This is a genomic window from Paenibacillus sp. SC116 (genome assembly GCF_024733555.1).
Taxonomy (GTDB): Bacteria; Bacillota; Bacilli; order Paenibacillales; family Paenibacillaceae; genus Paenibacillus_B.
Genome location: NZ_JANIOF010000001.1, coordinates 206,969 through 230,763 on the forward strand (window position 1 = coordinate 206,969; position 23,795 = coordinate 230,763).

Consider the following 23,795-nt stretch of genomic DNA (forward strand, 5'->3'; position numbering starts at 1 on the left):
AAGGGAGGAAAGGCATGTTGTATAAAGCAACAAACAAAATACTGCTGCTGTTTATAAGTATGCTGCTTGTCATCATTACGATCGTGCCTGCTCCTTCGGTTCATGCCGAGGGAAATAAGCCTGTTCGCGTTCTGTTATTGTACGATAGCTTGGCTAGGGGGAGCGCAAAATCTGGTAATGTTGAAGCACTTCAACATGTATTAGCTGCTTATAGTGTTCAGGTTACGCTGCAATCATTTGATAACTATAAGAAGGGTGAGCTGCAGCAGTATACGAAAGTAATTGGGATTTATAATGTACCGGACATAGCTATAACGAATCTGGATTTTGAGAGAGACTTTGCACAGTACAAAGGAGAATACTTACATATTGGAACGAATGTACCATCCATGGTCCAGCGTAAGTTGAATTTACAGACGCAACAAGTAAAGGAAGACACGTTTAAACTGACAATAGACGACTTCTCTCAGAAAGCAATCCAAACAGAATCACTTACGTATATCACGGCGCATGAAGGTACTACTTATGGGCTTATCTCTTCTAGAAGCGGCCTTCAGTCTCCATTTGGAGTCGTTCATAAAGGGATAGCTTATGTGCCTTACTTTGAGAAAGGGAATTTGAGTGAGCTTGCGATCGGTTTCGTGCTCCGTGATTGGCTTGAATGGACAGAACAGAGTAGTACGTATGTGGTGTTTAAAGAAATATATCCATTCTCTAACTTGACACGATTGGAGCAGTTGGCGGACGAGTTGTATGAAGCTGGGATTCCTTTTGTAGTAAGTGTTAGACCTATCTTAATCAATCTTGATTATCCGGCAACGAAGCGATATTTTAAGACGTTGAAATATGTGCAGTCTCGTAATGGAAACATAGTGGTGAACGTGCCAGAAATATCCGCTATATTGAGTCCGCTTGAGCGCGATTTGAATAAAAGCCTAGGCTTGTTCATTGATGCAATGGTCAAGGAGGGCGTTGCTCCATTAGGTTTTGGTGCGGAAATGTATTGGACCTATGATCAATATTTTACAAACTCAGGACTTGGTCTATTTGATACGGCAGTTCTATTCCAAAATGAGGAGATTAAACACAAGGCGCAAGACAATACGTCGAAGTCATTTTCATCTACTTTATATAGCTCACGGTTAGAATATTTGGAGCAATTTGACTACAAGGAAACGGCGCTCACAGAGCTTCCGATGAATACAGCGATAACATTCAACTTCAATGATAACGAGCAGGAATTGAATGAAGCTGTGAAATGGCTTCGCGATAGTTGGGTAACATTCGCTGACTTGAAATATGGGGATCATACCGTGACAACGCAAGCGAATACCATTCGATCTAGTGGAGGCTCGCTCTACATCAATGATCAACTGATTGACTTAGCAAGCGCGCGTGAGGAAGTTAGTGAAGAATATGAGTACAAGCCTAAAGAACAAAAGAGCTTCGAGCGTTGGTTTAATGTCCAAAATAAAGTCTTTATCGTTATCATTCTGGTGACGATTGTAGCGTTTGGAGGCTTCTTCATCATTGGCCACCGATTATACAAACGTAAGTATTTTAAATGAGGAGGCCGCTATGACGATTGCAGATATACTGATGATGATTGCCGTGGTTTGTATCTGGTCCCTCTTGCTAGTCAATGTGGTACTGATTGTTGCAGGCTACTTGTATTACATCGAGAGTGAAGGCAAAGAGGTGCCTCCAATCAAAGGAGAAGCACCTTTCGTTACTATCATGGTTCCGGCGCATAATGAGGGAATGGTAATTATAAAGACCGTCGAGTCGCTATTAGCCTTGGACTATCCGCATGATAAATATGAGATTATCGTTATTAACGATAATTCATCCGATAATAGCAGCGAACTCTTAGCAGACTTGCAGGAGCGCTATACTGGGCGGAATCTAATCGTTATTAATACGGATAAGGTTACTGGCGGTAAAGGAAAATCCAATGCACTAAACATTGGGTTCCAGCGCAGCAAAGGCGAGTTAATTGCTATCTATGATGCAGATAATACACCTGAGAAAACAGCATTGCGTTATTTGGTAGGCGAAATTATGAATGATGATTCGCTCGGCGCTGTTATCGGCAAATTCCGTACGCGGAATCGTGATGCGAGTTTGCTGACACGATTTATTAACATCGAAACCTTATCGTTTCAATGGATGGCGCAGGCAGGACGATGGAAATTGTTCAAGCTGTGCACCATTCCTGGTACCAACTTTATTATGCGTCGTCATATCGTCGAAGAGATTGGCGGATGGGATGTCAAAGCAATCGCAGAAGATACGGAGATCAGCTTCCGTATTTACATGATGGGCTACCGGATTAAGTTTCAGCCTAAGGCCGTAACTTGGGAACAGGAGCCGCAAACGCTAAAAGTATGGTTTAAGCAGCGTACTCGCTGGGCAAAGGGAAATATTTATGTAATCGTCAAAAACATACCGCTGCTCTTTAATCGCTCAGCGAAACGAATTCGTTTTGATATTTTATACTTCTTATCGATCTACTTCTTGTTGTTGACGTCGTTAGTGATGTCTGATATTTTACTCATCTTACATGCTTTGGGTTATGTTCATACAACGATTGCTGGGCTTAGTATGTTCTTATGGTTGCTTGCGATAACGCTATTCGTAACGGGGACATTCATTACGATCATCACGGAAAAAGGAGAGATGCGCCTCTCCAACTTATGGATCATCCTGCTTATGTATGTGTCCTATTGCCAAATGTGGATGGTCGTAGCAGCGTATGGATTATATGCGTATATAAAGGACCAAATTTTCAAACGCGAAGCGAAATGGTATAAAACGGAACGTTTTTAAGATAGGAGAGAAGCGTGTGATGAGAAGAAGTCTACTTATCGGCATCACTTGTATATGTATGCTGCTCGTACAGATTGTTCAGCCGATGAAAGTTGCTGCAGCTGAAGTTAACAATGTGAAGGTGTATGAGACGCCGATGACGAATGCGAACACGTCGTTATCGGGTGTGATGACATCCAAGCATTTTCAATTTCAAACGGAGCCTTATTGGAAAGCCCAAAATGCAACCTTAACATTGGATTATAAAGCATCACAGTTAACGATTAATGATCGCTCCAGTGTTACTTTGTCAATGAATGGAACCAAGTTCTATTCATTCCGGCCTAAGGTTGCTGATCAAGCGAAGCAGCAGTTAACGGTTGTCGTTCCAGCAGAATTACTTGTTGAGGGCAATAACACGTTATCTGTTACAGGTAGTATTGAGACGTCTATTAATAATCAAATATGTGTACCACCAGATCGACATGATAATTGGTTGGAAATTTATAAGACGTCGACGGTTGCTGTAAAGTACGATACAGAAGCATTTAGCGGCAGCATACGAGACTTTAATGAGCGATTCACAGGAATGGACACGGTTCGTGCTGATTCCAATCTAATTGTAGTACCTGCACAAAGCAGTTCAACGGAACTGGAAGCAGCTGTGCATGCATTGTCAGGCTTCGCGAAATCCAATCGACTGAAGAGTGACACGATTCCGATACAAAAATTTGATGCGGCATCGATGAATCATAAACAATGGATCGTAGCTGTAGCACTATATGATCAATTGCCAGCTACGCTCAAAGCTTCTTTGGAGCAGCAGGACTTAAGCAAACAAGCACTAATTCAAGTTGTGACTTGGGATGGGAAGCCAACGCTTGTTGTTACTTCTCAAGATGCCGAATTGCTCGTAAAAGCTGGACGATTAATCGCCAATCAAGAGCTTATAATGCAAATGAACGGAAGCTCAAAAGTGATCACAGAAAGTACGGATGTAAATACGCCTGCCGTAAGCGTAAGCAAACAAGTAACATTGACTGAGACGGGCGATGAATTAAAAGGACCTATGCGTCAAGAGAAAAGCTACTTTATTGCATTGCCGGCCAACCGTTCCATTGCAGACGCAAGCAAAATTAGTCTCGACATGCGTTATGCAAAAAATCTAGACTTTGATCGTTCTATGGTGACGGTTTATGTGAATGAGAAGCCAATAGGCAGCAAGAAGTTGACTTCTGAATTGGCCAATAGTGACACGCTTACATTGCCAATACCTAAAAACCTTGATATCTCAGGCAACTTCATGGTTACGGTGGCATTTGATTTGGAAATGAAGGGTGGCGTATGTATCCGACCGCAGGATGAGATGCCATGGGCGTACATTACGAAGGATTCTATGCTGCAATTAAATACTAAGGACAAGACAGAATTGTTATTCAACAATTATCCGAGTCCGTTCTTACGCGATGGAAGCTTCAATCAAGTTGCAGTTGTCATGCCAAAAGAGCGGGATACCTATACGTATTTAGCGCTGTCGAATCTGTTTAACCTTCTAGGGCAATATGCGGAAGGCAACACAGGCAATATTCATTTCTTTGAAGATACAGTGGCTTCATCTGAACTGACGAATTACAATGTCATTGCTATCGGCAGCCACTCGAATAATAAAGTAATCCGCGATCAGAATACAAAACTATATTTCCAATACGCTGCGGATGGCGCGGGATTCATCTCCAATGAAAAGATGAGCATTGATCAGGAGTATGGCAAACGATTGGGAACATTGCAACTGATTGAGTCTCCTTACAAAGATGGTCATGGTCTTCTAGCAGTTACTGGAGCAAGCTCAGAATATTATTATTTAGCTTCCAAGCTGCTCGGCAGCGAAGAACAGAAGTGGAAAGTATTTGGAGACAGTGTAGCTACAGATAAAGATGGACAAGTATTTGCCCATCGCTTCAAGATGCAGGCAGAGCAAAATGAAGAATCGCTCGTGAGCAATATTATGGAGCGCAGCGATGTGCTTGGCTTTATGGTTGCTGTTATGCTCATCATCGTGCTCATTCTCGTGTCGCTTATTTTCATAATTCGCAAATATAGAAAGAAACGGAGGCAGAACGATGAAACGTAATCAAGGTAGTCTGCTGTCCGATGGAGCTTTCTTGCTGTGGATCGTTATCACTTTTGTCAGTATCATATTCATTGCGGGAGACCCGAACCGCTATATTTTGAATATCATTCTGTTAAATGTGGCTTTGCTTATTGCGATTATTACGTACTTTACGTCGCTAACAATCGGGCTTATCTTGAATGTTCTGTTTATTTTCGGTTACGGTACGTTCACGCTGTATCAAACGATCGTGCAGGGAAGTGTGCTGGAAGGACATCATTATTTCTGGCTCATTATGACACCTATGTTTGCGCTAGTTGCATGGATGATTACGTTTAGCAACCAGAAGATGCAGGCTGAGAATGAGCAACTGCTCAAGAAAAATCTATCGTTAGCGACGATGGATGAGAATACAGACTTGAAAAACAGCCGTTCCTTCCAAAAGGACGCAACGATATTTATGGCACTATCCAAACGATATCAAATCGAGCTTACGCTGCTTGTCGTAAAGGTAAGATATTGGGATGAATTGAAGCAGATGGTTAGCCGAGAACAAATGTCAGATCTGATTTACGATTTGTCCAAATTAAGTGAGACAAGCATACGGATGAATGATTCGTTGTATATGCTGAATTCCGATGATCCGACATGGGGACTGTTGCTGTTCACCGACCGTGAAGGGGCTAATATCGTCATCAATCGAATTAAGGACAAAGTAGCATCGTTTAATGCGGTTGAATCTACAGGAAAATACAAAATTGATTTGGATTTGATTATCGGCGCAGTTGAGTATGAGGTTGAAACGGTTTCAACACCGTTAGACTTTATTGCCCAAGCAAGAAAACAGTTGGAGTATGATGTGTAAGTTCTCAGAATAAAGAACATAATGAATCCCCTTTAGGCCATGCAGCTGACGCATCGTGATGATGTCGTTGCTGCATGAATACTTAAAGGGGATTTTTGTGATAGATGAATTGATTCTGTTACTGTGCTTGACTTTGAGTGTGGGCTGTTGTTCATCTTTATCCGTGTTGTAGTTCTTCCATAATGCTCTGTATACCATGTTCAATCTGCTCGACAGTTGTTCTGGAAATGCTCATCCGCAGAAATTTTTCCCGCTTCAGCCAGCCAGATAAGTAGAAGGGATTCCCTGGTGCGACCGTGATTTGCTTCGAGTCAAGTCGCTTTATGAGCTGGTCCATATTGATCGTTAGTGGCAACTTGAATTGTGTATAAATACTTGAGTGTGTTTCCGATAACTGTACAAGTCCTTTATCGTTATTTCGCGTAACTGCTGCATGCAGAGCTTGCATACGGATACTGTATTCTTTACGTAGAAGCTGTTTGTGGCGTTGGTACATGCCATTTCGGATATATACTTCGAGTGCCGCTTGAGATAAAAGGGAAGTGTCGCCGTAACTTTTATAGGATTGGAATGTTTGTACCAACTGCTCAGGAAGAACAGCAACACCGAGTCTTAAGCCTGGGAAAATCATTTTTGAGAAGCTCTTCAAATAAATGACGTGTGAACTTTGATTGTACGAATAAATGGGATCAAATTGTCGGTCAACACCCAGATCTGCCATATAGTCATCTTCGACGATATACACATCATAGGTGCTTGCTAGCCTGGCTAGTTTGCGCCTTTCTTCCTTGTTGTAAGAGGTGCCGAGCGGGTTCTGGTAGCGTGACATCGTGTAGAAGAACTTGATCTCACCGCTGCTGAATGCTTCCTCTAAGGCTTGCCAATCTACACCTTGTGCGGTCCGAGCCACTCCGCGAACCGGGATTCCTTCTCTTTCTAAGTAACGTAAATAAAGATCATAGCTTGGCTGTTCCACAAGTACGGTGGAGCGTTGATTCGGAAACGGCATTCTGGCTACTATCTCTAATGCTTGTTGGATGCCAGAAGTCAAAATAATTTGATCTGTGCGTGCAAATATTTGATCGTCCGCTAACAGCGATACGAGTGCTTGCTTAAGCGAACAAAGCCCTTGTGGATGGCCATATGTAAATAAGTTGTATTTATGAGTATCGATTGCTTTGTTCAAGCAATGCTGGAAATCTTGATATGGAAATAAATGAAGATCAGGAGAGGCAGATGAAAAGTTAATCTCGTCATTGAAACTGCCTCTATGATTTTGATCTGAACCGAATCGATCTACCACATAGTAACCGCTCTGCGGAATGGTGTAAATGACATGGCGTTGTTCAAGCTCTGTATAGGCCTGCGTGATCGTGCTTTGGCTGCAGTGATACATTCCGATGGCTTGGCGAACGGATGGTAGCTTTTGACCTGATTTGTAATGTCCTTCTCTGATTTTAGATTCGATATCCGCAGTAATCGCTTGATATTTTTTCATAAATGCTCCTCTATGTATGCCCTTTAGCCTTTAGCATTCATTTACGTAAATCCGTTTGAGTAAGGAAAGCGAAGGTATTCGTTTTCGTCTCCTATTATGTATGTTACCATGCTCATTCCTTTCTGACAGCAATAACAGATGTGACTGTATCGATACAGTTGCACAATTTGCTGCTCGGCTCTCAATCCAACTTGCTGTATCGTGGAACATAACGAATAAGGGAAGTGTTGTAATCACTCGTTCCCTTGCAGCAAAGAGAAGAGAGAGGGAGAATACGCATGAACAGAACAGGAATCAAGCTAGCTTACTTTTTAGCAGTAATGAATGCCGTCATTATCGGATTTTCATTTTTATTTGCCAAAGTTGCATTGGAATACGCTGCACCGCTGGACACATTGACTTATCGCTTTGCCGCTTCTTTTATCGTGATGTCGATACCAGTGGCATTCGGTTGGATTAAGCTTCAATATCGGGGGAAGGCGCTGTATAAAGCGCTGCTGCTTTCCTTGATGTACCCGTTAGGCTTTTTCACCTTGCAAACATTTGGGCTTCAGTACGCAAGCTCCGCAGAAGGTGGAATTTTATATGCTTGCACCCCTGTGGTAACCCTAATACTTGCTTCGATATTTCTGAAAGAAAAAACATCTTTGCTTCAAAAACTATCGATTTTCTTGTCTGTTTTCGGAGTGGTATTTATTTTCGTAATGATGGGGAGCAGCATCGACTTTTCAAATGTAACAGGATTAGTGTTGTTGTTTATGACCTGTGTTGCCTTCGCTGGATACAGTGTCATGGCGAGATCGATCTCGCAGCAGTTTAGTCCAGCAGAAATTACGTATCTAATGTTGGGGGTTGGATTTGCTACGTTTTTAGTCACTTCATTGGTACAGCATAGTAGTGCTGGGACCACAGAACAATTTTTCGCGCCCATCATGAACGGTACATTTACATTTATCGGATCGATTTTATTTCTAGGTATCATATCTTCACTTGGGACAGCGTTAGCAGCTAATTATATTTTATCGAAAATGGAAGCTTCGAAAATGAGTGTGTTCACGAACTTATCAACGATCGTCTCTATTGTGGCAGGTGCGATATTTTTAGGAGAAGAGGTAACGATCTATCATCTTATTGGGTCCGTGCTTATTATCGCTGGTGTAGTAGGAGCAAATTATTTCGGTCGAAAGAAAGCTGTGCAGCAGCAATCTATTGTTATTCATCAGAGCGAAGTAGTAAAGTGAGCGAATTCGGGCTAGTTTTTCTTGGTGTTTACCATGCATTGTAAGTGAATTTGTTGCAAAAAAATGTGAATTGTGATGTACTTTAATTCTGAATTAATTCCTTTACCTACTTGAAAAGGAGTGTCTGTATGAATGCAATGAAAAAATTAAGTCTTTTGAAAATCATCATTGTGTTTATTCTGGTTTCTGGATGTGTTCCAAATGAAGAGAGTAGCTTGAATAGTGTTAATGTAGGATATTCAATTCCAGATATTCAGTTCAAGGACCAAAAATTAAGTGCAAATTATGAGATTACTTTGAAAAATAATGAAAAAAACGAAATTGAAATAGAATGGATAGATCCTATTCTTAATATAAACGGAGAAAAAATAAACGCAGAACAAAAAGTATTTATTCATAAAGTTCTGAAAGATAATGAAGAAATTACTTTTCATGGGAGTCTTGAATATAACGGAATAGATACTTCTAAGTCTGAAATGATTATGAAAAATGAAGTCATGTATGGACTTAGAATTAAGCTCAAAAATGGTGATATTAAAACAGTTAAGATATAGTATATTATTACCCTAGCAATATCCAGCTAGTGTTCTCGAACTGGAAGTAATTGAGGTTTTCAACTCACTTTGATCACTAATTTTTCTTGAAGATATTAATAACTGATAAGATAGTTCCGAATATACAAAGAAACATTGAGGCAGCTACAAGAAAGTCAGAGTCATTAAAAGCGAACTTTCCAAGCAATAAAATAAAGATGCCTAATAGTGTAAATTGTATTCCTAAGAGAATGGCCTGGAGAGGTCGGAGATTTCTTGAAATGAACCAGCAGAATACGATCAGAATAATAAGTAGGATAGGTAATACGGCTAATAATGAGATCAAAATATTGTACCTCCTTTACAATTGAATATAGATGATTGTAGTATCGCTTCATTTTTAGAAATTGTCTAGATTGAAAAACAAAAGAACCGAGTAGCAAGGACAACATCGTCTTTGCTGCTCGGTTCTTGGTCGTTCAACCTGTGTTGTAAATGTTAATCGCTATCCACCAGATTAAGCTGCCATGTGACACCGAATTTATCGGCCACCCATGCAAACTTCTTGCTGAATGGGTAAGCTCCTAAAGGCATCATCACGAATCCATCCTGAGACAACTTTTCAAAGGCATGGTCCACTTCAGCTTCTGTATCACAATTGACGAATAACGAGATAGCCGGTGTAAAGCCAAAGTCATGCTTCACGAAGCTGTCAAAGAACCTAAACTGCTGCCCATGAATGGATAAAATAGCCTGCATTACAGTTCCCTCTGGGCCATCTTCATTTGGTCCGTAGTACTTCGCACTCACGATTTCGGAATTTTCGAAGATGGACATATAATATTCCATGGCCTCCCGAGCTTGACCAGTGAACATAAGAAACGTACTAATTTTTTGTACGGAATTGCTCATCGTTTATTCACTCCTTAGACACAATGGATATAGTATGCTTCATCAAAATACAAAACATACGTTCTCATATCATTTATTATCTAAGAGTTAGATAAGCCTGTCAAATGCTATTATTTTACTCGATATTTGATACCTTTTAGGACGGCATTTCCTCTTTCTGAGCCAAATAGCATTGCCAGTATAAAGAATACGACGACATATGGCATAATAGCGATCGTAGTTAGTGACGCTGCCCAGCCGAGCAGTGGAGGCAGTAACGTAGCACCGGTGTAAGCAACCGCCATTTGATAGCCCATAAGATGCTGAGACTGCTCTTTGCCAAAGCGCACTGGCGTTTCATGCAGCATGCATGGATAAATGGGCGCACAGCCTAATCCGACCATGATGAAGCCAATTAGCGAAAATACAGTTGGCAATGGAAGCAAGAGCATGACCGCACCAGTCAACGCAATAATTTGGCCGGAGCGAATTAGAATTTTATTGCTAACCTTCAAGGTGATAAATCCGGTGATGAATCGACCTACAGTAATGCCTGCATAGTACATCGATACCCACTGTGCTGCAACCGAAGCGGGCAAGCCTTTCACATTTACGAGAAAACTACTGCCCCACAGTCCCATAGTCGCCTCTGTACCGCAGTAAAATAAGAAGGCAAGCAGAGTTGCTTTAGCCCCTTTCATTTTTAAAGGACTTACTTTTTTGTTGGCGCCATTGTGAACAGATGCGGTTGCATCAGTATCACTTTCATTGTCTTTCGTGCCATCACTAGCCTCATCATTCCCTTTATGGACAACACGTTTCCAGAGGGGGAGAGTGATCAGCAAAATAATAACCAACGCAAACTGAATCATCGCAATTGTGAAATATCCTTCTCTCCAGCCGCTACTGCCAACTAGATAGTAAGACATAATGATTGGGCCTAGTGTAGCGCCTACACCCCAGAAGCTGTGAAGCCAGCTCATATGATGGGCTTTGTAGTGTAAAGCCACATAGTTGTTTAATGCGGCATCAACTGCACCAGCACCTAAGCCTAATGGGATAGCCAGTATGATCAACCAAGTTAACGATGGTGCATACGCAAAGCCTAGCAGTGCAGCAGCGGTCATGAGACAGCTGATGAACGTTACTTTTCCAGTTCCTAACCACTTCAACATGAGACCGCTCATTGAGCTAGAAACGATTGTACCGCCTGCAATAATCATGGACAGCAAGCCAGCGGTCTCGAATGATGCATTGTATTCCTTGTGCATAATAGGCCATGCCACACCGAGCAAGGAATCGGGCAGTCCTAAACTAATAAAGGCCAGATAAATAATAAGTAAGAAAAATGTTGCCATTACTTGTGAAACCACCTTATGTTTATTTTCTTTACTAAGTAGCGTGCAGCTAGCAGGGCTGTCAAGCAAGCTACTTAGTTGTGGATTCCGTATACGATGTAATCCATATTAACAGTTTCGATCCTAATTGTGCATCTGTTTCTCACTTCATTGGGAAGCTGCACTTGTTGGTTGGATACATTAAGATAAACGGCTTCTTAGTACATGTATACGTAATCTTTTACTTATGAACACGCCTTCCATCATACCATGTTGTCATGTATTCGTGTTGTGAAGTTAGATTTTTTATTGCAAGCCTTCATTTTAATAGTGACATACAGTTGGCCTAACTCAGTCGATGAGTTCGTGAGCCTGTTTTCTTTAGTTAGAATTTATGCAAAAGTAACAATTCAGCTACATGATAGACGGATGAATAGACATAGAATAAAAATGAAGGCGATTTCCTTTTTGAGCAAATCGCTTAAACTCTATCAAATGGGAAGGAGTCGATATTCATGAAGAATAAAGTCAAATGGCTTCTTTGCTTTGCGCTTATTGTCGGTTCTTTACAGGCGATGTTTATTCAAACAGCAGCAGCAAATGACACTCCAAATGAGGTGACTGAGTCAGAAGCAGGTGTATTTGCCACCCCTCAAAGGCCATTTCCCCAGCATACTAGCTATGTAGCGGGCGTGATCAAACCGAATAATGTAACTCAAACCCAAATGGACAACGAAGTCAAACGGTTGTACAACGAGTGGCGTACTAGGTATTTGAAGAAAAATCCGTATGTGAGCAATCAATATTTCGTTCACTATAATTTGAATCAAGAGTCAGACGACAATCCACAAGTGGTCACAACGAGCGAGGCAAACGGATATGGTATGCTGGTAACTGCCATAATGGCAGGTCATGATCCGAATGCGCAGCAGTACTTTGACGGTTTGTATCGTTTTTACAAAGCGCATCTCAGTAGTATTAATTCAAATCTAATGGCTTGGCAGCAAATCGATAATGGTTCTGCAATTATAAATAATGCCGCGGCAGGTGTTACTGCGGCTACAGACGGAGATATGGACATTGCTTACGGGCTTCTTCTTGCTGATAAGCAGTGGGGAAGTTCGGGGGCTATCAATTACAAGGCAGCTGCAATTCAAATTATTAATGCGATTATGGCAAGTCAAGTACATCAAACGGCCTGGCATTTGAAATTAGGAGACTGGGCACAGGATTCAGATCCGCAATGGGGCAAAGGTACACGGCCTTCAGATTATATGTTGAATCATCTTCGAGCCTTCCGAACAGTAACGAGCGACAGTCGCTGGGATAACGTGCTCAATCAGACGTACTTTATAATTGATCAGCTGTACAACAAATCGACTGGCTTACTACCAGATTTTGCGACGAAAGAATCTAGTGGATATAAACCGCCACAAACGACATATTTAGAAACGATATATGACGGTAAGTACTATTACAATGCAAGTCGGACACCATGGCGAATTGCAACGGATTATTTACTCACAGGAGATATACGTGCTAAAGCACAGCTTACTAAATTGAATCAATGGATTAAGAGCAAAACAGGCAGTAATCCTGCTCAAATTCAAGCGGGATATGATTTAAGTGGCAATGTGATTGGTACGTACTACGACTTGACGTTTGTTACTCCATTTGCAGTAAGTGCTGCAATTGACAGCAGCAATCAAGCTTGGTTAAATGCGTTGTGGACCAATACGGTATCGAAACAGACGAATCAAAATACGTATTTTTCCAACAGCATACGTATACTTAGTCTAATTACTGTGTCCGGCAACTGGTGGAGACCATAGTATCGTTAATGCATAGATGACAATAAACCGAGGGCTCCCCCTCGGTTTATTTGTGCTGTTCTAGAACTTTACTTAGAAGCTCAATTTTCATGTTTCGTATGAATATCGCTGTGGAGATGTACATGTTAGTTGTATAATGGAAATAGATGGATTAACCGTTTCTTTAATGGAGAACAATTTGAATCGTTAGCTATAATGTCAGTACTTAGAGATGAATATAAATAGCGATAGCTTCATCACACAAGCCGGATGTTGTTCAAAGAACCATAGTAAGGCCAAGCATCATAAAAAATGAAGGAGGTTGATATATCAATGAAGAATCACACGATTCAAGTTTTGATAATAGCTGCTGTATCTATACTACTTAGCGCTTGCGGGAACGGAACAGAATCGGTATCTTCCGAAGTTACGACGCCTGAGCAGCCATCTATTAAGAAGAAACAGGATGCACAGCAAGAGCCTATATTGATCATTATTGATCAGCGCGATGACTTCCCGGGCTCTGGAAATCAATTTTCATTTGGTATTGAGAAAGTTCCTGAAGGATATACGCTTGCAGAAATGAAATGGGAGTCCGACCACAATCGTATCGTAGATACCTTGGAAGAAGCAATGGAGCGTGGCGATAAAGGAGGAGACGGATTCAGCATTGGCGGTAGCGGCAATTTTTCGTACTTCTTTTATCCAGACAAGATGAAAGGGGAACAAGGCCAAGTCATATTTTTATTCCGTAATGATGAGAAGGATGAGTTGATATGGAAGAAAACGATCACGCTTAAATAAAAATATTTCATATCAACACACCGTGTACACACGTTGGTCACATGAGCACTCTATACTTAGCTTGTAACTAAGGAATGGAGGAGTCATGATGATGAAAAAGACAGCACTAGTATTGTGCTTGGCAATTGCAACAACGGCATTGACTGGGCATGTATGGGCGGATCCTAAACCTACCAAGGCTGGAAATACGATTGCACCTGTGGTTCAAGCAAATCAACAAACACAGGATATCACATCCTTTTTAAGCAAACTGCAAAAGTCCGTGAAAGAAGAGAATAAGAAGGAAGTTGCTAAGCTGATTTCCTACCCGTTAAATCTTATCAATAACGGAAAAAAGACACTCATCTACACACAGGAGCAATTTGTTCAAAAATATGATCGCATCATTACGAAGAGTGTGAAGAAGCAGTTGCTTAATCAGAAGTCAACGGACCTATTTGAAAATGAAAATGGGTATATGATTGGCAGAGGTGCGATGTGGATTAGTGAAATAAACAATCGTTTACGTGTTTATTCCATTAATGCAGCATACAATCCATACGAGGTTGCGGGGATTGACGATCCAGAGGAATTTATAGCGTATTTGAACAAACTGAAGAAAGAAGTGAGAGCCAATAACAAAAAAGTTGTCGCCCATCTAATTTCCTACCCGCTGCGGGTGAATAAGGATGGCAAAGCAACACTCATTAAAACGAAAAAGCAATTTATCGCCAAGTATGACCAGATTATAACGAAGCAGGTCAAGAAAAAGCTTCTTGAACAGGATCCAGACAACGTATTCGTTAGAGATGTAGGAGTGAGTATTGGTGAGGGGACAATGTGGGTTAGCCAATTTGGCAAAAAAATAGCGGTTTACGCTATTAACTTATAGAGTAGTTATCTTTTGACAGCATATACTTCGTTCATCTAAAATTGGTTCATACCATTTTAGTGTGGAACGGAGTGTTTGGATATGACACGAAATATCTTGCTTGTTGAAGATGATCCGTTAATGCGTGAATTTATAACAGATTACTTTTTGAAAGAGCAATGGAACGTTCATGAAGCTGAAAATGGAAAACAGGCATTAGACGTGTTCGAAACTACCTCCATTGATTTGGTTGTGCTGGACATTATGATGCCCGAAATAGATGGTTGGAGTGTTTGTAGGCGCATTCGGCACAAATCGGATGTGCCTATCATTATAATTACGGCCAGAGCCGAAGATGATGATCAAATTATGGGATTCGAGCTCGGAGCAGATGAATATGTCACGAAACCATTCAGTCCAAGGGTACTCGTTGCGCGTGCGAAAACATTGTTGAAAAGATCGGAAGGGACACTTGGCCGTGAAGGAGATACGATGGTGTACGGAGAACTTACTATTAACAAGCGCTCGCACACAGTAACTGTTGAGGGGGAAGTGATTAACTTATCCCCAAAAGAATATGAACTGCTCGTATTTTTGACGAAGCATGATGGTACTGTGCTGTCTAGAGAGTATATTTTGAACGCAGTATGGGGAATTGACTTCTTTGGGGATTTGCGAACAGTGGATACGCATGTGAAGAAATTACGGGCGAAGCTGGGAATTGAAGGTCAATCCATTCGGACCGTCATTCGAGCAGGCTATAAGTTTGAGCGGGAAACATGAGAAAGCATAGTGTTGTACGTAAATTATTTTTAGCAACAACCGCGCTAATTGCCGTTATTATAGCACTTATTATACTGGCGCAGGGACTATTCTTTGAACATTATTACCGCGATTTCAAACTTAAAGAGCTGCAGCACAGCATGAAACAATTCAGTCAGCAATATGATCAGATAAGCAACGATGAACGCGAGACTTCCAAGTTGTTTGCCCATTTTGTGAATCAAACAAATGCAAGTATGTCTATTCTAGATCCAGACTTTAATCAAGTGAGCATCATCAGTCCCTATTTTATTGAAGTGCAGACTCCATCTAAGCTCGTCATCATTCGTTTGAATTCAGCATCGTTCATGATGAATGACGTTCCACAAGGAATTCATATTGGAGAAATGTTGACGGTAGATGGCATATATATGGATGAACAGAATACGATACTTTCTCCAGTTCAATTTCAATCACAACATTCAGGACTTGAAGAGGGACTCGTTCGAGTAGAGGGCAAGATTACAGACTTGATGATTCCTGTGCAGCAAGCCTTCAATCCCTATTACCAGGATAGTTTGGTCACGGAAGCTCACAAGCATTGGATCGTACAAGCAGAACGATATCAAACTTCTTTACAAAATGGAATATCTGTACAGTGGGAATGGACAGATCCATGGAGTGGAGTTCAATACGGTGTTGTTATACTAGCCCTATCTGAAATAGAGCAGAATGAAGGCTACTTTTTTGCAATGACTTCACTGCAGCCAGTAGGGGATGCGGTCATAATCTTCGAGAAATACATGATTTACTTAGCACCGCTCATTTTACTGCTTATCCTCATTCTTACCTTTGTCTTCTCGAGAGTTATTTCTAGACCATTACTTACGCTCAATCGTACGGCTGCGCGCATGGCACAGTTGGATTTTACGATACCTGCTGCCATTCGTTCGAAAGATGAATTCGGAGAGCTTTCCCAAAGTATGAATACGCTTTCGTGTAATTTGGATACGGCTTTGCGAAACCTTACTGCAGCAAATACGCAATTGCAGGAAGATATGGTGGAGAAACAGCGGCAAGAACAACTCCGTAAAGAGCTGATCGCGAATATTTCACATGAGCTAAAGACACCTCTAGGAATAGTCAAAGGGTTTACCGAAGGGCTTCAAGATGATGTGGCGGAAGAGAAGAGAGAGCGATATCTTTGTTTAATACTAAATGAAGTGGATCGAATGAATGCTTTGATTATGGATATGTTGGAGCTTTCTAAGTTCGAAGCAAAAGCGATACGGTTGAATATTAGAGCTATTTCGTTGTCAAGGCTAGTTGAAGATATATGTATTGCTTTTACTCGTCAATTGGAAAGCAAGCAGCTTCGTATCCGAGTTGATCAACCATTCGAACAGTTAGTGCGGGCAGATGCCAGGTGGATCGAACATGTTATCGTTAATGTATTGAGCAATGCCATTCGGCACGCAGTTAAGCAAAGTGTAATCGGGATTCATATACAGGATACTGGGTCGAGTCATGTCATAATGCGTATTGAAAATGAGGGCCCATCTATCAAAGAAGAAGATTTGAGTCGTATTTGGGAGCAGTTTTACCGTGTAGAGCGTGCAAGAGATCGGAAATCTGGAGGAACCGGATTAGGACTAGCGATGGTTAAGCATATATTGGAGCTTCATGGTAGCGAATTCGGGGTTGAGAATACGAGTCGAGGTGTCGTGTTTTATTTTTCATTAGAAATAGACGGCAGCATCATCAAGAAAGAAGGAAGTTGATGATACCAATGAAGAAACAATCGATTTATGTACTGGTAGCAGCAGTTATAATCATGCTAACTAGCGCTTGTGAACAAGCAGAATCATCCGTATCTTCTAGAGAAGCGCCTGCACAGACTCCTGTTGAGAAAAAACACGACGATAAGCAGGGGAAAAAGCAATCGCTTATTAAGCAAGCCCCTATCCTCATTATTATTGATCAAACACCTCTAGAAGAATCTTTAGGAAATGGTTTCAATTTTACGGTTGAACAAATACCGGATGGTTATGCGCTTGATGAAATGAGATGGGAATCTGAGCAAACCCGTGTCGTAAATACATTCATAGAGGCATCAGAACATGGAGCGAGCGGGGAAAAAGGTTTCTATATTAGCGGAGATGGTCAATTTTCAGGATTCATGTATGATGACAAGATGAAAGGCGAGCATGGTCAAGTCACATTTGTATTTCGCAATGATGATATGGAAGCGTTGATTTGGAAGCAGAGTATTACGCTTAAATGACATTTGGATGAAATCAAAAGGAGGCTTTGAGAATAAGGACCTAAAACCTACTAGTCATGCTGATAAGAACAATAGAGTAGGTTAATCAAATAATAGTTGCCTGTTCTTATAATTTGAAAAAATATATTTCAGGGTGACAATTTGTAGTGAAAAAATGGTAAACTATATTTGTTCGCGATAACATCTAGTAATGTCATTGTTGTTATCCTAAGGACAAATCATATCCATCCAGATCAAAACATATTAGATAATTTGGAGTGATAGACCAATGACTAAACTAGAAAAAGCCTGTTTGTTTGTCAAAAAGGTAGGTTTTGGCGTTACAGCTCTTGTACTTTTTTTGTGTATGATACTTGGGACAGGACAGGTAGATGCATCTGGAGTACAATCGAAGCCAGAAAAACAAGCACAAGTGCTAAATCAGTACAGCAGTAATAAGCAGGACGGATTCACGTTTTATGTGAAAAACGCAAATCATGATTCGAAGATATTGACCTTTAAGTTGGAACGTAAAGGTGGAACTAAGTCATCTCCGACTATGATTGAAAGAGAATCTCCAGACGGTAAAACGAAATATTCCCAAAAAGGAGTTTTAGAGCATCTGGAGTTATTTGTTAATGGAAAGCGGCATAAATTTACTAGGAAATCTATGAAACGTGGAGAAGATAGCAATAGTTTTATTTTTGAATATCGTGCAGACAAACCACTGCCGGACAAATTCGACCTCATGATTAAATTGAAAGTAAGTAAAGTGAAGAACCCATATATGATTAAAATACCTATGAAATCCAAGGGAAGAACTATACTTAAGCCCGATATGATAAAAGCATACAAGAATTTTCAATTTATTCTTGAGCGAGTGGAATTAAGTTCGCTGACAACAACCATCGACTTAGTTGGATATGGTGATATAAAAGATTTACCGCTTCCGTCTGTTGGTGATAGAGATGAGTATTTTGCAGAAATTGATAGCCTTATAGATATGGGATTCGATATAATAGATGAGCAAGGTAATCATCTGAAAAATAATGGAATTTATTACGGGTTAGGCAAAGGAACGGGTACATATAAATTGAAATTGAATTTTTCACCATTCAAGTCGTTGCCTAAAACAATAACAATTATGCCATATGTTGAAAATATGGAATCTACTACCGGAAAACCTGAAAAAATATATATTCAAGAGCTACAATTTGAGGTTCCAGTAAATTAATTCATTAATTGAAATTTAATGAGAGTATGTGGTTCGTTACTGTGGTTAAGGTGAGCGTAGTTTGTTCCCATCATCGAAATAAAAAATGAACTCTTTTACTGTTATCTATGAGTTATATCAAGGATTCGCGATTGCGAATCCTTTTTTCATGTATGTGAACTGAAAGGCTAGTTATGTCAGCCTAAGTTTAGCGTAAGAATCTGCGCAAATAAATCATTGCAGATTGATGGAGCGCTTCATGATAGATGGTGCGGACAAGCACTTGTGCAATGGTGTGCATCCCAGATTCAGTAGCTCGATATGTTTGCAGTTGATTAAATAAAACTTCATGCCGTCTTAACATCTCAGCTCCTCCGATTCCGTTGATTGGGAAATTAATTGTTCGTTATCGATTGTAACAGGATTGGGAGTAAGTGAATAGAAATTGTCCACAGACTAGAGACAGCAAGTATATTATTGCAAAGTAAAAAGGCTGCCATTCGCATTCTTCCCGCGATATCAGCCTTTTACTTTGTTTTATTGCGATAGGAATTTACGTTTATAATTGCCCAGAGTGAGAAGTGGCCAAATATAATTATAGCTATGATAGTGAATATAATAGTTTCCCGGCAGACCTGCTCCTGTTGGGTAAGTTGCTGCTTGCTTGTTGGGATGTTCTAGCATGTGGAGTAGAGTCTGAATTCCTCGTTCCATTTCTTCAGTTGGCCGAGAAGATACAGCGATGAGCGCATCCAATGCCCAAGCAGTTTGTGAGGGTGTAGAGATGTGAAGCGGGATGTACGTTTTCTTTTGATCACTTTCACAGGACTCTCCCCATCCGCCATCTCGGTTCTGAATACGAGACAGCCAGCGAGCAGCTTTAATGAGGTTGGGGTTAGAACGGTCTAAACCTACAGCCGATAGTCCTGTTAAGGCAGCCCAAGTACCGTAAATATAGCTGATTCCCCATTTTCCATACCATGATCCGTCCTGTTCTTGGTGATGCATTAACCAATCTACCGCACGTTTTATAAAGGCGTGTTCCTGCTTAAGAATCGCCGTATTTCCCAAATATTCTAATGCTCTCCCTGTCAAATCAGCAGAGGAGGGATCGGTAAGGGCAGCATCTGCACCATCGTAAGGCAGCCAAGTAAGTATCGCTTTATTCGTATTTTTTTCAAATGCTGACCATCCACCATCGTCGTTTTGCATCGACAATAGCCATTGCAGCCCTTTGTCATAAGCAGCGGCATAAGTAGAGTTATTGCTAGCCAGCCTGTTAATAGCACGGAGTGCGGCGGTTGTGTCATCGATATCGGGAATGATGGTGTTAATATCTGAAAATCCCCAACCACCAGGAGGTGTATTCGGATTATGGAGTTGCCAGTCTCCTAGTACATGCTGCTGCCGAGATAATAAATAGGTGCCTGCCCGTTGAATGGCTGCATGTTGGGTGGGCAGTCCTGCTTGCTGCAAGGCATGGCTAATGAGTGCGGTGTCCCATACGGTAGGTGGGGAATTTTGAATATGTACATACGTGCCGGAAGGGCAGATAAATGATTTGAGCCCTTGTATGGCTTTGGAGATACGTGGATGATTTCGATCATATCCAAGTGCAAGCAGGGCAAATATCATTAGAAAGGTCGCACTAGCGTAGCTGTACAATGTCCCATTTGGTTCTATTCGATCTAAAATAAAGTTTTCTGCTTTATTTCGAGCCTCTTGCTTGACAGAGTGTGGGGAAGGCAGCAGTTGAAACAATTCTTTTTTTACATTTTGAAACAAGGAGCGGTACGGATCTGCAGAGTCTCGTTTCGTGTATTGTATTGACTGGGAATTTGAAAAGTCACATGAAAACGGATCGGAATCAAGTGTATATTGTAGTTGAAACGCATCTATTTGATCGGTATCTCCAGTCTCGTCTTCCCAGCTCCGATGTGGTAAAAGTAAATCGGACAGATCGGGAGCTCCTTCGGGTCGTTGTGGTTCAGGCAGACTGCTCATAATGAGTATCGGGGCAATATGTACTCTTGCATAGCCTACAATATCGTAAAAGCTGATAGGCGACCAATCAGGAAGCAGCAGGAATTCAATAGGTACCGTGTAGGAGCGGGGCCATGGACGTTGTCCTGTGGCTGCAAGCATTGTTTTTGTCATCACACTGCTAGCCTTTTGCATGCCGCCGCTTCTTAAAATATATGCTTTTGCTTTTAACAGGATGGGATCATCTTTCTTCATCGTTCCAGAGTAGAGCAGCGCATAGTACGCTTCTACCGTAGCAGATACATTGCCGTTCATTTCATTTGGGTATGAACTCCAATAGCCCTCTGGATGCTGTCTTGATACTATCCGCTGACTTAATTGCTTCACCAACTCTTCCTCAGGCAGCTGCAGCACGCGAAGCATAATAATCATATAGCTGTCTGTCATTGTCCCGATCTCAAAACAAAAACGCCATGAGCCATCGGGAGCCTGAGCCATGAGCAGCTGTTGAATCAGACGATTGATTCCTGTCTGAATGTCCACGCTTCGGTTCATTTCCCTCATCCCCTCCAATAGTCATGGTGAACGGTACTTTCGATATCTTAATTGATGATATTCATTTTCTTCTCGTCCTATTCTAAAACCTTTGGTAAAATTTATTGTTTATTTTAAATTTATAAATTAAACTTTAAATAAAAAGGGGGATGAGCAGTATGGAGTATGCAAACTACAAATTCAATTAATACATGGTGGTTGTTATCGATAGCGACCACCCATTTTAAAAGAATAGGTGGTTTATATATATGCGCAGCAAACAATATGAGATTATAGAGCGTCTTCCAACTGTAATGGAGCATAAGACAATATGGGAAGCAGTAGGTTGGGGCAGTGTTAATATAGAGATGACGGAACGATCGATTGCTAACTCCATATACTCTTTAGTTGTCATTAGTGACGATCATGTTATAGGTATGGGACGCATTGTCGGCGATGGAGCAATGTACTATTACATTCAAGATGTAGCTGTATTACCTGAATATCAGAAGCTAGGGATTGGTAAGCAAATTGTCGAGAAACTGATCAATTACATTTCTAATCATTGTGTTGGGGCTGGTTTCGTCGGTCTATTTGCATCACAGGGTAAAGAACCATTCTATGAACAGTTTGGATTCAAGGATTATTCGCCGGGTATGACAGGTATGTTTAGGGTGATGGAAAAATAGAGTAAGCCGGTCTTCGTATTCATAATAGAAAGATTAGGTGAGTCAGTATGGATGTTCAAAGTAAACTTCCTCGAATCGGTGTGGGGGCAGTAATTCGGAATGAAAAGAACGAAATATTATTAGTGCTGAGGAATAGAGATCCTGAAAAGGATAATTGGAGTATTCCAGGTGGCAAGGTAAAGCCTTAAGAACATCTTGAACAATGTGTCATGCGTGAAATTAAAGAAGAAGTGGATCTTGGGGTAGAGATTCAAGGCTTGCTATGTATGGCGGAAACGATTCGCCCCGGACACGAAGAACATTGGGTATCGGCTATCTATGAAGTAAGTGTTAAGAGTGGGGAAGCTCGCAATATGGAGCTTGGTTTAAGCTTGAACAACTGCCTACGAAACTGGAATGTTTCACAATACCAGCTATCGAACATATACAAAAAAGAGGTAGATTGTAAGCTATAGTTCGTTACTTGAAAAAAGATTATGAAATTTTAGCTCTAGAAGGCTGATTTTACCTAAATGAATATAAATAGACCGCCCTAAAGGCGGTCTATTTCATGTCAGACACGCTCTTAAAGAGTACTCCTATTTCCTAAACCGCTTTTAAGCTGGCTGGATACTACGCCTGTAACAGAAGTGGGAGGAAGAAGTGAGTGGTGACAGTTAAGATTATGACTTTAACCATTTATGTAGCAGCAGTTGTCATATAGACTTGGAAGTAAGTTGTTTATGCATTAATAACCTAACTTTTAATATTTATTTATCAAAAATTGGAAGTGAATATCAAAACTAAGAAATATGAAATCCATTGAAATCATTGTTTAGAACAGTGTAATTATTATCATTTTTTAGTAATGTTTTGGCTACATTATAAATGGGATAGTAGTTTTTAGATAAAGGAATCATGGTTTGATTGGAAAGTGTTAAATCGTAGTTGTTGAAGGAATTGGGGCTGACAGAGTGGGTATATTTAATATTAACTAGAAAGCTTTTATGAGATTGAAATAAATACGGGGTAGACTGAGTGGAAATGTCTTTTAAGTTAGTTGTACTTGTAATGACCCCTCCATTATTCAAATGAATTTCTACGTTGTATTTTCCTTTCTTTTCTATATACATGATTAAATCCTCTATGATTTCTTTTTGTTTATTTTTTACTGTAAGTTGGATGAAATTATATTTTTTGAGGTTGTTTTTGGTAATAAAGGCTAAACCTTGCTCATAAATGTACTGCATAACTTTAGTTACGTTTGAACGTAATAAATTTTCATCTAAGCAGCATGGAAGTATGCTGGATGGATTCAAGGATAATAAATTTAACAAAGTCTCAGTATCTTTTAGATTCACGAAATAAATAAACTTCACATTAGACACTTCATTTTTAATTTTTAACAGACGCTCGAATAATTGTGCAGTTTTCTCTGTTACTTCCAAGATAGCTATGCTAGTTTTCTGTTTTTTTATTTCCCCCCGAAATTTCTCCATGGTTTGAATTCCTGTCACAGTAAACTCTTTTAACATTTCACTAACTCGCACTCTAAATTCGCAATTAGGTGAAAACACTAAAATGGGAATGTGACAGTCAGTATCCAGATTCATACTAAATCTCC

The 23,795-nt window shown here is 40.6% G+C and carries 20 protein-coding genes and 1 pseudogene; 15 read left to right on the plus strand and 6 right to left on the minus strand.

Annotated features, from left to right (window positions below; translation table 11 throughout):
* Window positions 1-14: 14 nt before the first annotated feature.
* Genes NQ117_RS00725 through NQ117_RS00740 form a run of 4 tightly spaced genes read left to right on the plus strand, consistent with a single transcriptional unit; the run spans window position 15 to window position 5,783 of the window.
* Entirely contained in the window at window positions 15-1,568 is a 1,554-nt protein-coding gene (locus NQ117_RS00725; RefSeq protein ID WP_258276120.1) for a hypothetical protein, read from the plus strand.
* Between the two features lie 10 nt (window positions 1,569-1,578).
* Window positions 1,579-2,829 carry a glycosyltransferase family 2 protein gene (locus NQ117_RS00730; protein WP_258276121.1) on the plus strand — a complete coding sequence of 417 codons (1,251 nt, stop codon included), beginning with the start codon at window positions 1,579-1,581 and terminating at the stop codon, window positions 2,827-2,829.
* 19 nt (window positions 2,830-2,848) lie between these two features.
* Complete coding sequence (locus tag NQ117_RS00735; RefSeq protein WP_258278118.1) at window positions 2,849-4,939, plus strand: cellulose biosynthesis cyclic di-GMP-binding regulatory protein BcsB; 2,091 nt, start codon at window positions 2,849-2,851, stop codon at window positions 4,937-4,939.
* Entirely contained in the window at window positions 4,929-5,783 is an 855-nt protein-coding gene (locus NQ117_RS00740) for a diguanylate cyclase domain-containing protein (protein WP_258276122.1), read from the plus strand. The genes NQ117_RS00735 and NQ117_RS00740 overlap by 11 nt, the downstream gene beginning before the upstream one ends.
* Window positions 5,784-5,940: 157 nt before the next feature.
* On the opposite strand, the gene NQ117_RS00745 is transcribed toward NQ117_RS00740, so the two are convergent.
* Window positions 5,941-7,281 carry an aminotransferase-like domain-containing protein gene (locus NQ117_RS00745; protein ID WP_258276123.1) on the minus strand — a complete coding sequence of 447 codons (1,341 nt, stop codon included), beginning with the start codon at window positions 7,279-7,281 and terminating at the stop codon, window positions 5,941-5,943.
* A 278-nt stretch (window positions 7,282-7,559) separates the two neighbouring features.
* Between NQ117_RS00745 and NQ117_RS00750 the strand changes: the two genes are divergently transcribed.
* On the plus strand, window positions 7,560-8,522 hold the full coding sequence (locus NQ117_RS00750; protein ID WP_258276124.1) for a DMT family transporter: 963 nt from the start codon (window positions 7,560-7,562) through the stop codon (window positions 8,520-8,522).
* 128 nt (window positions 8,523-8,650) lie between these two features.
* Window positions 8,651-9,076 carry a hypothetical protein gene (locus tag NQ117_RS00755; protein WP_258276125.1) on the plus strand — a complete coding sequence of 142 codons (426 nt, stop codon included), beginning with the start codon at window positions 8,651-8,653 and terminating at the stop codon, window positions 9,074-9,076.
* 477 nt (window positions 9,077-9,553) lie between these two features.
* On the opposite strand, the gene NQ117_RS00760 is transcribed toward NQ117_RS00755, so the two are convergent.
* Entirely contained in the window at window positions 9,554-9,967 is a 414-nt protein-coding gene (locus tag NQ117_RS00760) for a VOC family protein (RefSeq protein ID WP_258276126.1), read from the minus strand.
* Window positions 9,968-10,077: 110 nt separating this feature from the next.
* The gene (locus NQ117_RS00765; protein WP_258276127.1) at window positions 10,078-11,304 is read right to left on the minus strand and encodes an MFS transporter; all 1,227 of its coding nucleotides are present in this window, start codon (window positions 11,302-11,304) and stop codon (window positions 10,078-10,080) included.
* Window positions 11,305-11,798: 494 nt separating this feature from the next.
* On the opposite strand from NQ117_RS00765, the gene NQ117_RS00770 reads away from it, so the two are divergent.
* From NQ117_RS00770 to NQ117_RS00800, 7 genes are all read left to right on the plus strand, one after another.
* The gene (locus tag NQ117_RS00770; protein ID WP_258276128.1) at window positions 11,799-13,115 is read left to right on the plus strand and encodes a family 8 glycosyl hydrolase; all 1,317 of its coding nucleotides are present in this window, start codon (window positions 11,799-11,801) and stop codon (window positions 13,113-13,115) included.
* Window positions 13,116-13,427: 312 nt separating this feature from the next.
* On the plus strand, window positions 13,428-13,898 hold the full coding sequence (locus NQ117_RS00775) for a hypothetical protein (RefSeq protein ID WP_258276129.1): 471 nt from the start codon (window positions 13,428-13,430) through the stop codon (window positions 13,896-13,898).
* Window positions 13,899-13,983: 85 nt separating this feature from the next.
* On the plus strand, window positions 13,984-14,769 hold the full coding sequence (locus NQ117_RS00780) for a hypothetical protein (protein ID WP_258276130.1): 786 nt from the start codon (window positions 13,984-13,986) through the stop codon (window positions 14,767-14,769).
* 81 nt (window positions 14,770-14,850) lie between these two features.
* Window positions 14,851-15,531, plus strand: a complete 681-nt coding sequence (locus NQ117_RS00785; RefSeq protein ID WP_258276131.1) for a response regulator transcription factor — start codon at window positions 14,851-14,853, stop codon at window positions 15,529-15,531.
* Complete coding sequence (locus NQ117_RS00790; RefSeq protein WP_258276132.1) at window positions 15,528-17,291, plus strand: sensor histidine kinase; 1,764 nt, start codon at window positions 15,528-15,530, stop codon at window positions 17,289-17,291. Before NQ117_RS00785 ends, NQ117_RS00790 begins: the two co-directional genes overlap by 4 nt.
* Window positions 17,292-17,299: 8 nt before the next feature.
* Window positions 17,300-17,794, plus strand: a complete 495-nt coding sequence (locus NQ117_RS00795; protein ID WP_258276133.1) for a hypothetical protein — start codon at window positions 17,300-17,302, stop codon at window positions 17,792-17,794.
* 268 nt (window positions 17,795-18,062) lie between these two features.
* A complete protein-coding gene (locus NQ117_RS00800; RefSeq protein WP_258276134.1) occupies window positions 18,063-19,007 on the plus strand; it encodes a DUF5643 domain-containing protein in 945 nt (314 codons plus the stop codon).
* A 187-nt stretch (window positions 19,008-19,194) separates the two neighbouring features.
* Here NQ117_RS00800 and NQ117_RS00805 read toward each other — a convergent pair whose 3' ends face one another.
* Both NQ117_RS00805 and NQ117_RS00810 read right to left on the minus strand, forming a co-directional pair.
* Window positions 19,195-19,350: a hypothetical protein gene (locus tag NQ117_RS00805; RefSeq protein WP_258276135.1), complete on the minus strand. Its 156-nt coding sequence runs from the start codon at window positions 19,348-19,350 to the stop codon at window positions 19,195-19,197.
* 173 nt (window positions 19,351-19,523) lie between these two features.
* Complete coding sequence (locus NQ117_RS00810) at window positions 19,524-21,524, minus strand: terpene cyclase/mutase family protein (protein ID WP_258276136.1); 2,001 nt, start codon at window positions 21,522-21,524, stop codon at window positions 19,524-19,526.
* Window positions 21,525-21,772: 248 nt separating this feature from the next.
* Here NQ117_RS00810 and NQ117_RS00815 point away from each other — a divergent pair, with 248 nt between their 5' ends.
* Window positions 21,773-22,192: a GNAT family N-acetyltransferase gene (locus NQ117_RS00815; RefSeq protein WP_258276137.1), complete on the plus strand. Its 420-nt coding sequence runs from the start codon at window positions 21,773-21,775 to the stop codon at window positions 22,190-22,192.
* Between the two features lie 47 nt (window positions 22,193-22,239).
* A pseudogene (locus tag NQ117_RS00820) lies at window positions 22,240-22,640 on the plus strand (NUDIX domain-containing protein).
* Between the two features lie 334 nt (window positions 22,641-22,974).
* Here NQ117_RS00820 and NQ117_RS00825 read toward each other — a convergent pair.
* On the minus strand, window positions 22,975-23,784 hold the full coding sequence (locus tag NQ117_RS00825) for a LytTR family DNA-binding domain-containing protein (RefSeq protein WP_258276138.1): 810 nt from the start codon (window positions 23,782-23,784) through the stop codon (window positions 22,975-22,977).
* Window positions 23,785-23,795 lie beyond the last annotated feature (11 nt).

What these genes read in the sequence shown, in the direction of transcription:
- NQ117_RS00740 (WP_258276122.1), top strand. Translation starts at nt 4,929, where the DNA reads ATGAAACGTAATCAAGGTAGTCTGCTGTCCGATGGAGCTTTCTTGCTG.
- NQ117_RS00765 (WP_258276127.1), bottom strand. Translation starts at nt 11,304, where the DNA reads ATGGCAACATTTTTCTTACTTATTATTTATCTGGCCTTTATTAGTTTA.
- NQ117_RS00750 (WP_258276124.1), top strand. Translation starts at nt 7,560, where the DNA reads ATGAACAGAACAGGAATCAAGCTAGCTTACTTTTTAGCAGTAATGAAT.
- NQ117_RS00745 (WP_258276123.1), bottom strand. Translation starts at nt 7,281, where the DNA reads ATGAAAAAATATCAAGCGATTACTGCGGATATCGAATCTAAAATCAGA.
- NQ117_RS00775 (WP_258276129.1), top strand. Translation starts at nt 13,428, where the DNA reads ATGAAGAATCACACGATTCAAGTTTTGATAATAGCTGCTGTATCTATA.
- NQ117_RS00780 (WP_258276130.1), top strand. Translation starts at nt 13,984, where the DNA reads ATGATGATGAAAAAGACAGCACTAGTATTGTGCTTGGCAATTGCAACA.
- NQ117_RS00770 (WP_258276128.1), top strand. Translation starts at nt 11,799, where the DNA reads ATGAAGAATAAAGTCAAATGGCTTCTTTGCTTTGCGCTTATTGTCGGT.
- NQ117_RS00795 (WP_258276133.1), top strand. Translation starts at nt 17,300, where the DNA reads ATGAAGAAACAATCGATTTATGTACTGGTAGCAGCAGTTATAATCATG.
- NQ117_RS00805 (WP_258276135.1), bottom strand. Translation starts at nt 19,350, where the DNA reads ATGTTAAGACGGCATGAAGTTTTATTTAATCAACTGCAAACATATCGA.
- NQ117_RS00790 (WP_258276132.1), top strand. Translation starts at nt 15,528, where the DNA reads ATGAGAAAGCATAGTGTTGTACGTAAATTATTTTTAGCAACAACCGCG.
- NQ117_RS00755 (WP_258276125.1), top strand. Translation starts at nt 8,651, where the DNA reads ATGAATGCAATGAAAAAATTAAGTCTTTTGAAAATCATCATTGTGTTT.
- NQ117_RS00735 (WP_258278118.1), top strand. Translation starts at nt 2,849, where the DNA reads ATGAGAAGAAGTCTACTTATCGGCATCACTTGTATATGTATGCTGCTC.
- NQ117_RS00825 (WP_258276138.1), bottom strand. Translation starts at nt 23,784, where the DNA reads ATGAATCTGGATACTGACTGTCACATTCCCATTTTAGTGTTTTCACCT.
- NQ117_RS00785 (WP_258276131.1), top strand. Translation starts at nt 14,851, where the DNA reads ATGACACGAAATATCTTGCTTGTTGAAGATGATCCGTTAATGCGTGAA.
- NQ117_RS00815 (WP_258276137.1), top strand. Translation starts at nt 21,773, where the DNA reads ATGCGCAGCAAACAATATGAGATTATAGAGCGTCTTCCAACTGTAATG.
- NQ117_RS00760 (WP_258276126.1), bottom strand. Translation starts at nt 9,967, where the DNA reads ATGAGCAATTCCGTACAAAAAATTAGTACGTTTCTTATGTTCACTGGT.
- NQ117_RS00810 (WP_258276136.1), bottom strand. Translation starts at nt 21,524, where the DNA reads ATGAACCGAAGCGTGGACATTCAGACAGGAATCAATCGTCTGATTCAA.
- NQ117_RS00725 (WP_258276120.1), top strand. Translation starts at nt 15, where the DNA reads ATGTTGTATAAAGCAACAAACAAAATACTGCTGCTGTTTATAAGTATG.
- NQ117_RS00730 (WP_258276121.1), top strand. Translation starts at nt 1,579, where the DNA reads ATGACGATTGCAGATATACTGATGATGATTGCCGTGGTTTGTATCTGG.
- NQ117_RS00800 (WP_258276134.1), top strand. Translation starts at nt 18,063, where the DNA reads ATGACTAAACTAGAAAAAGCCTGTTTGTTTGTCAAAAAGGTAGGTTTT.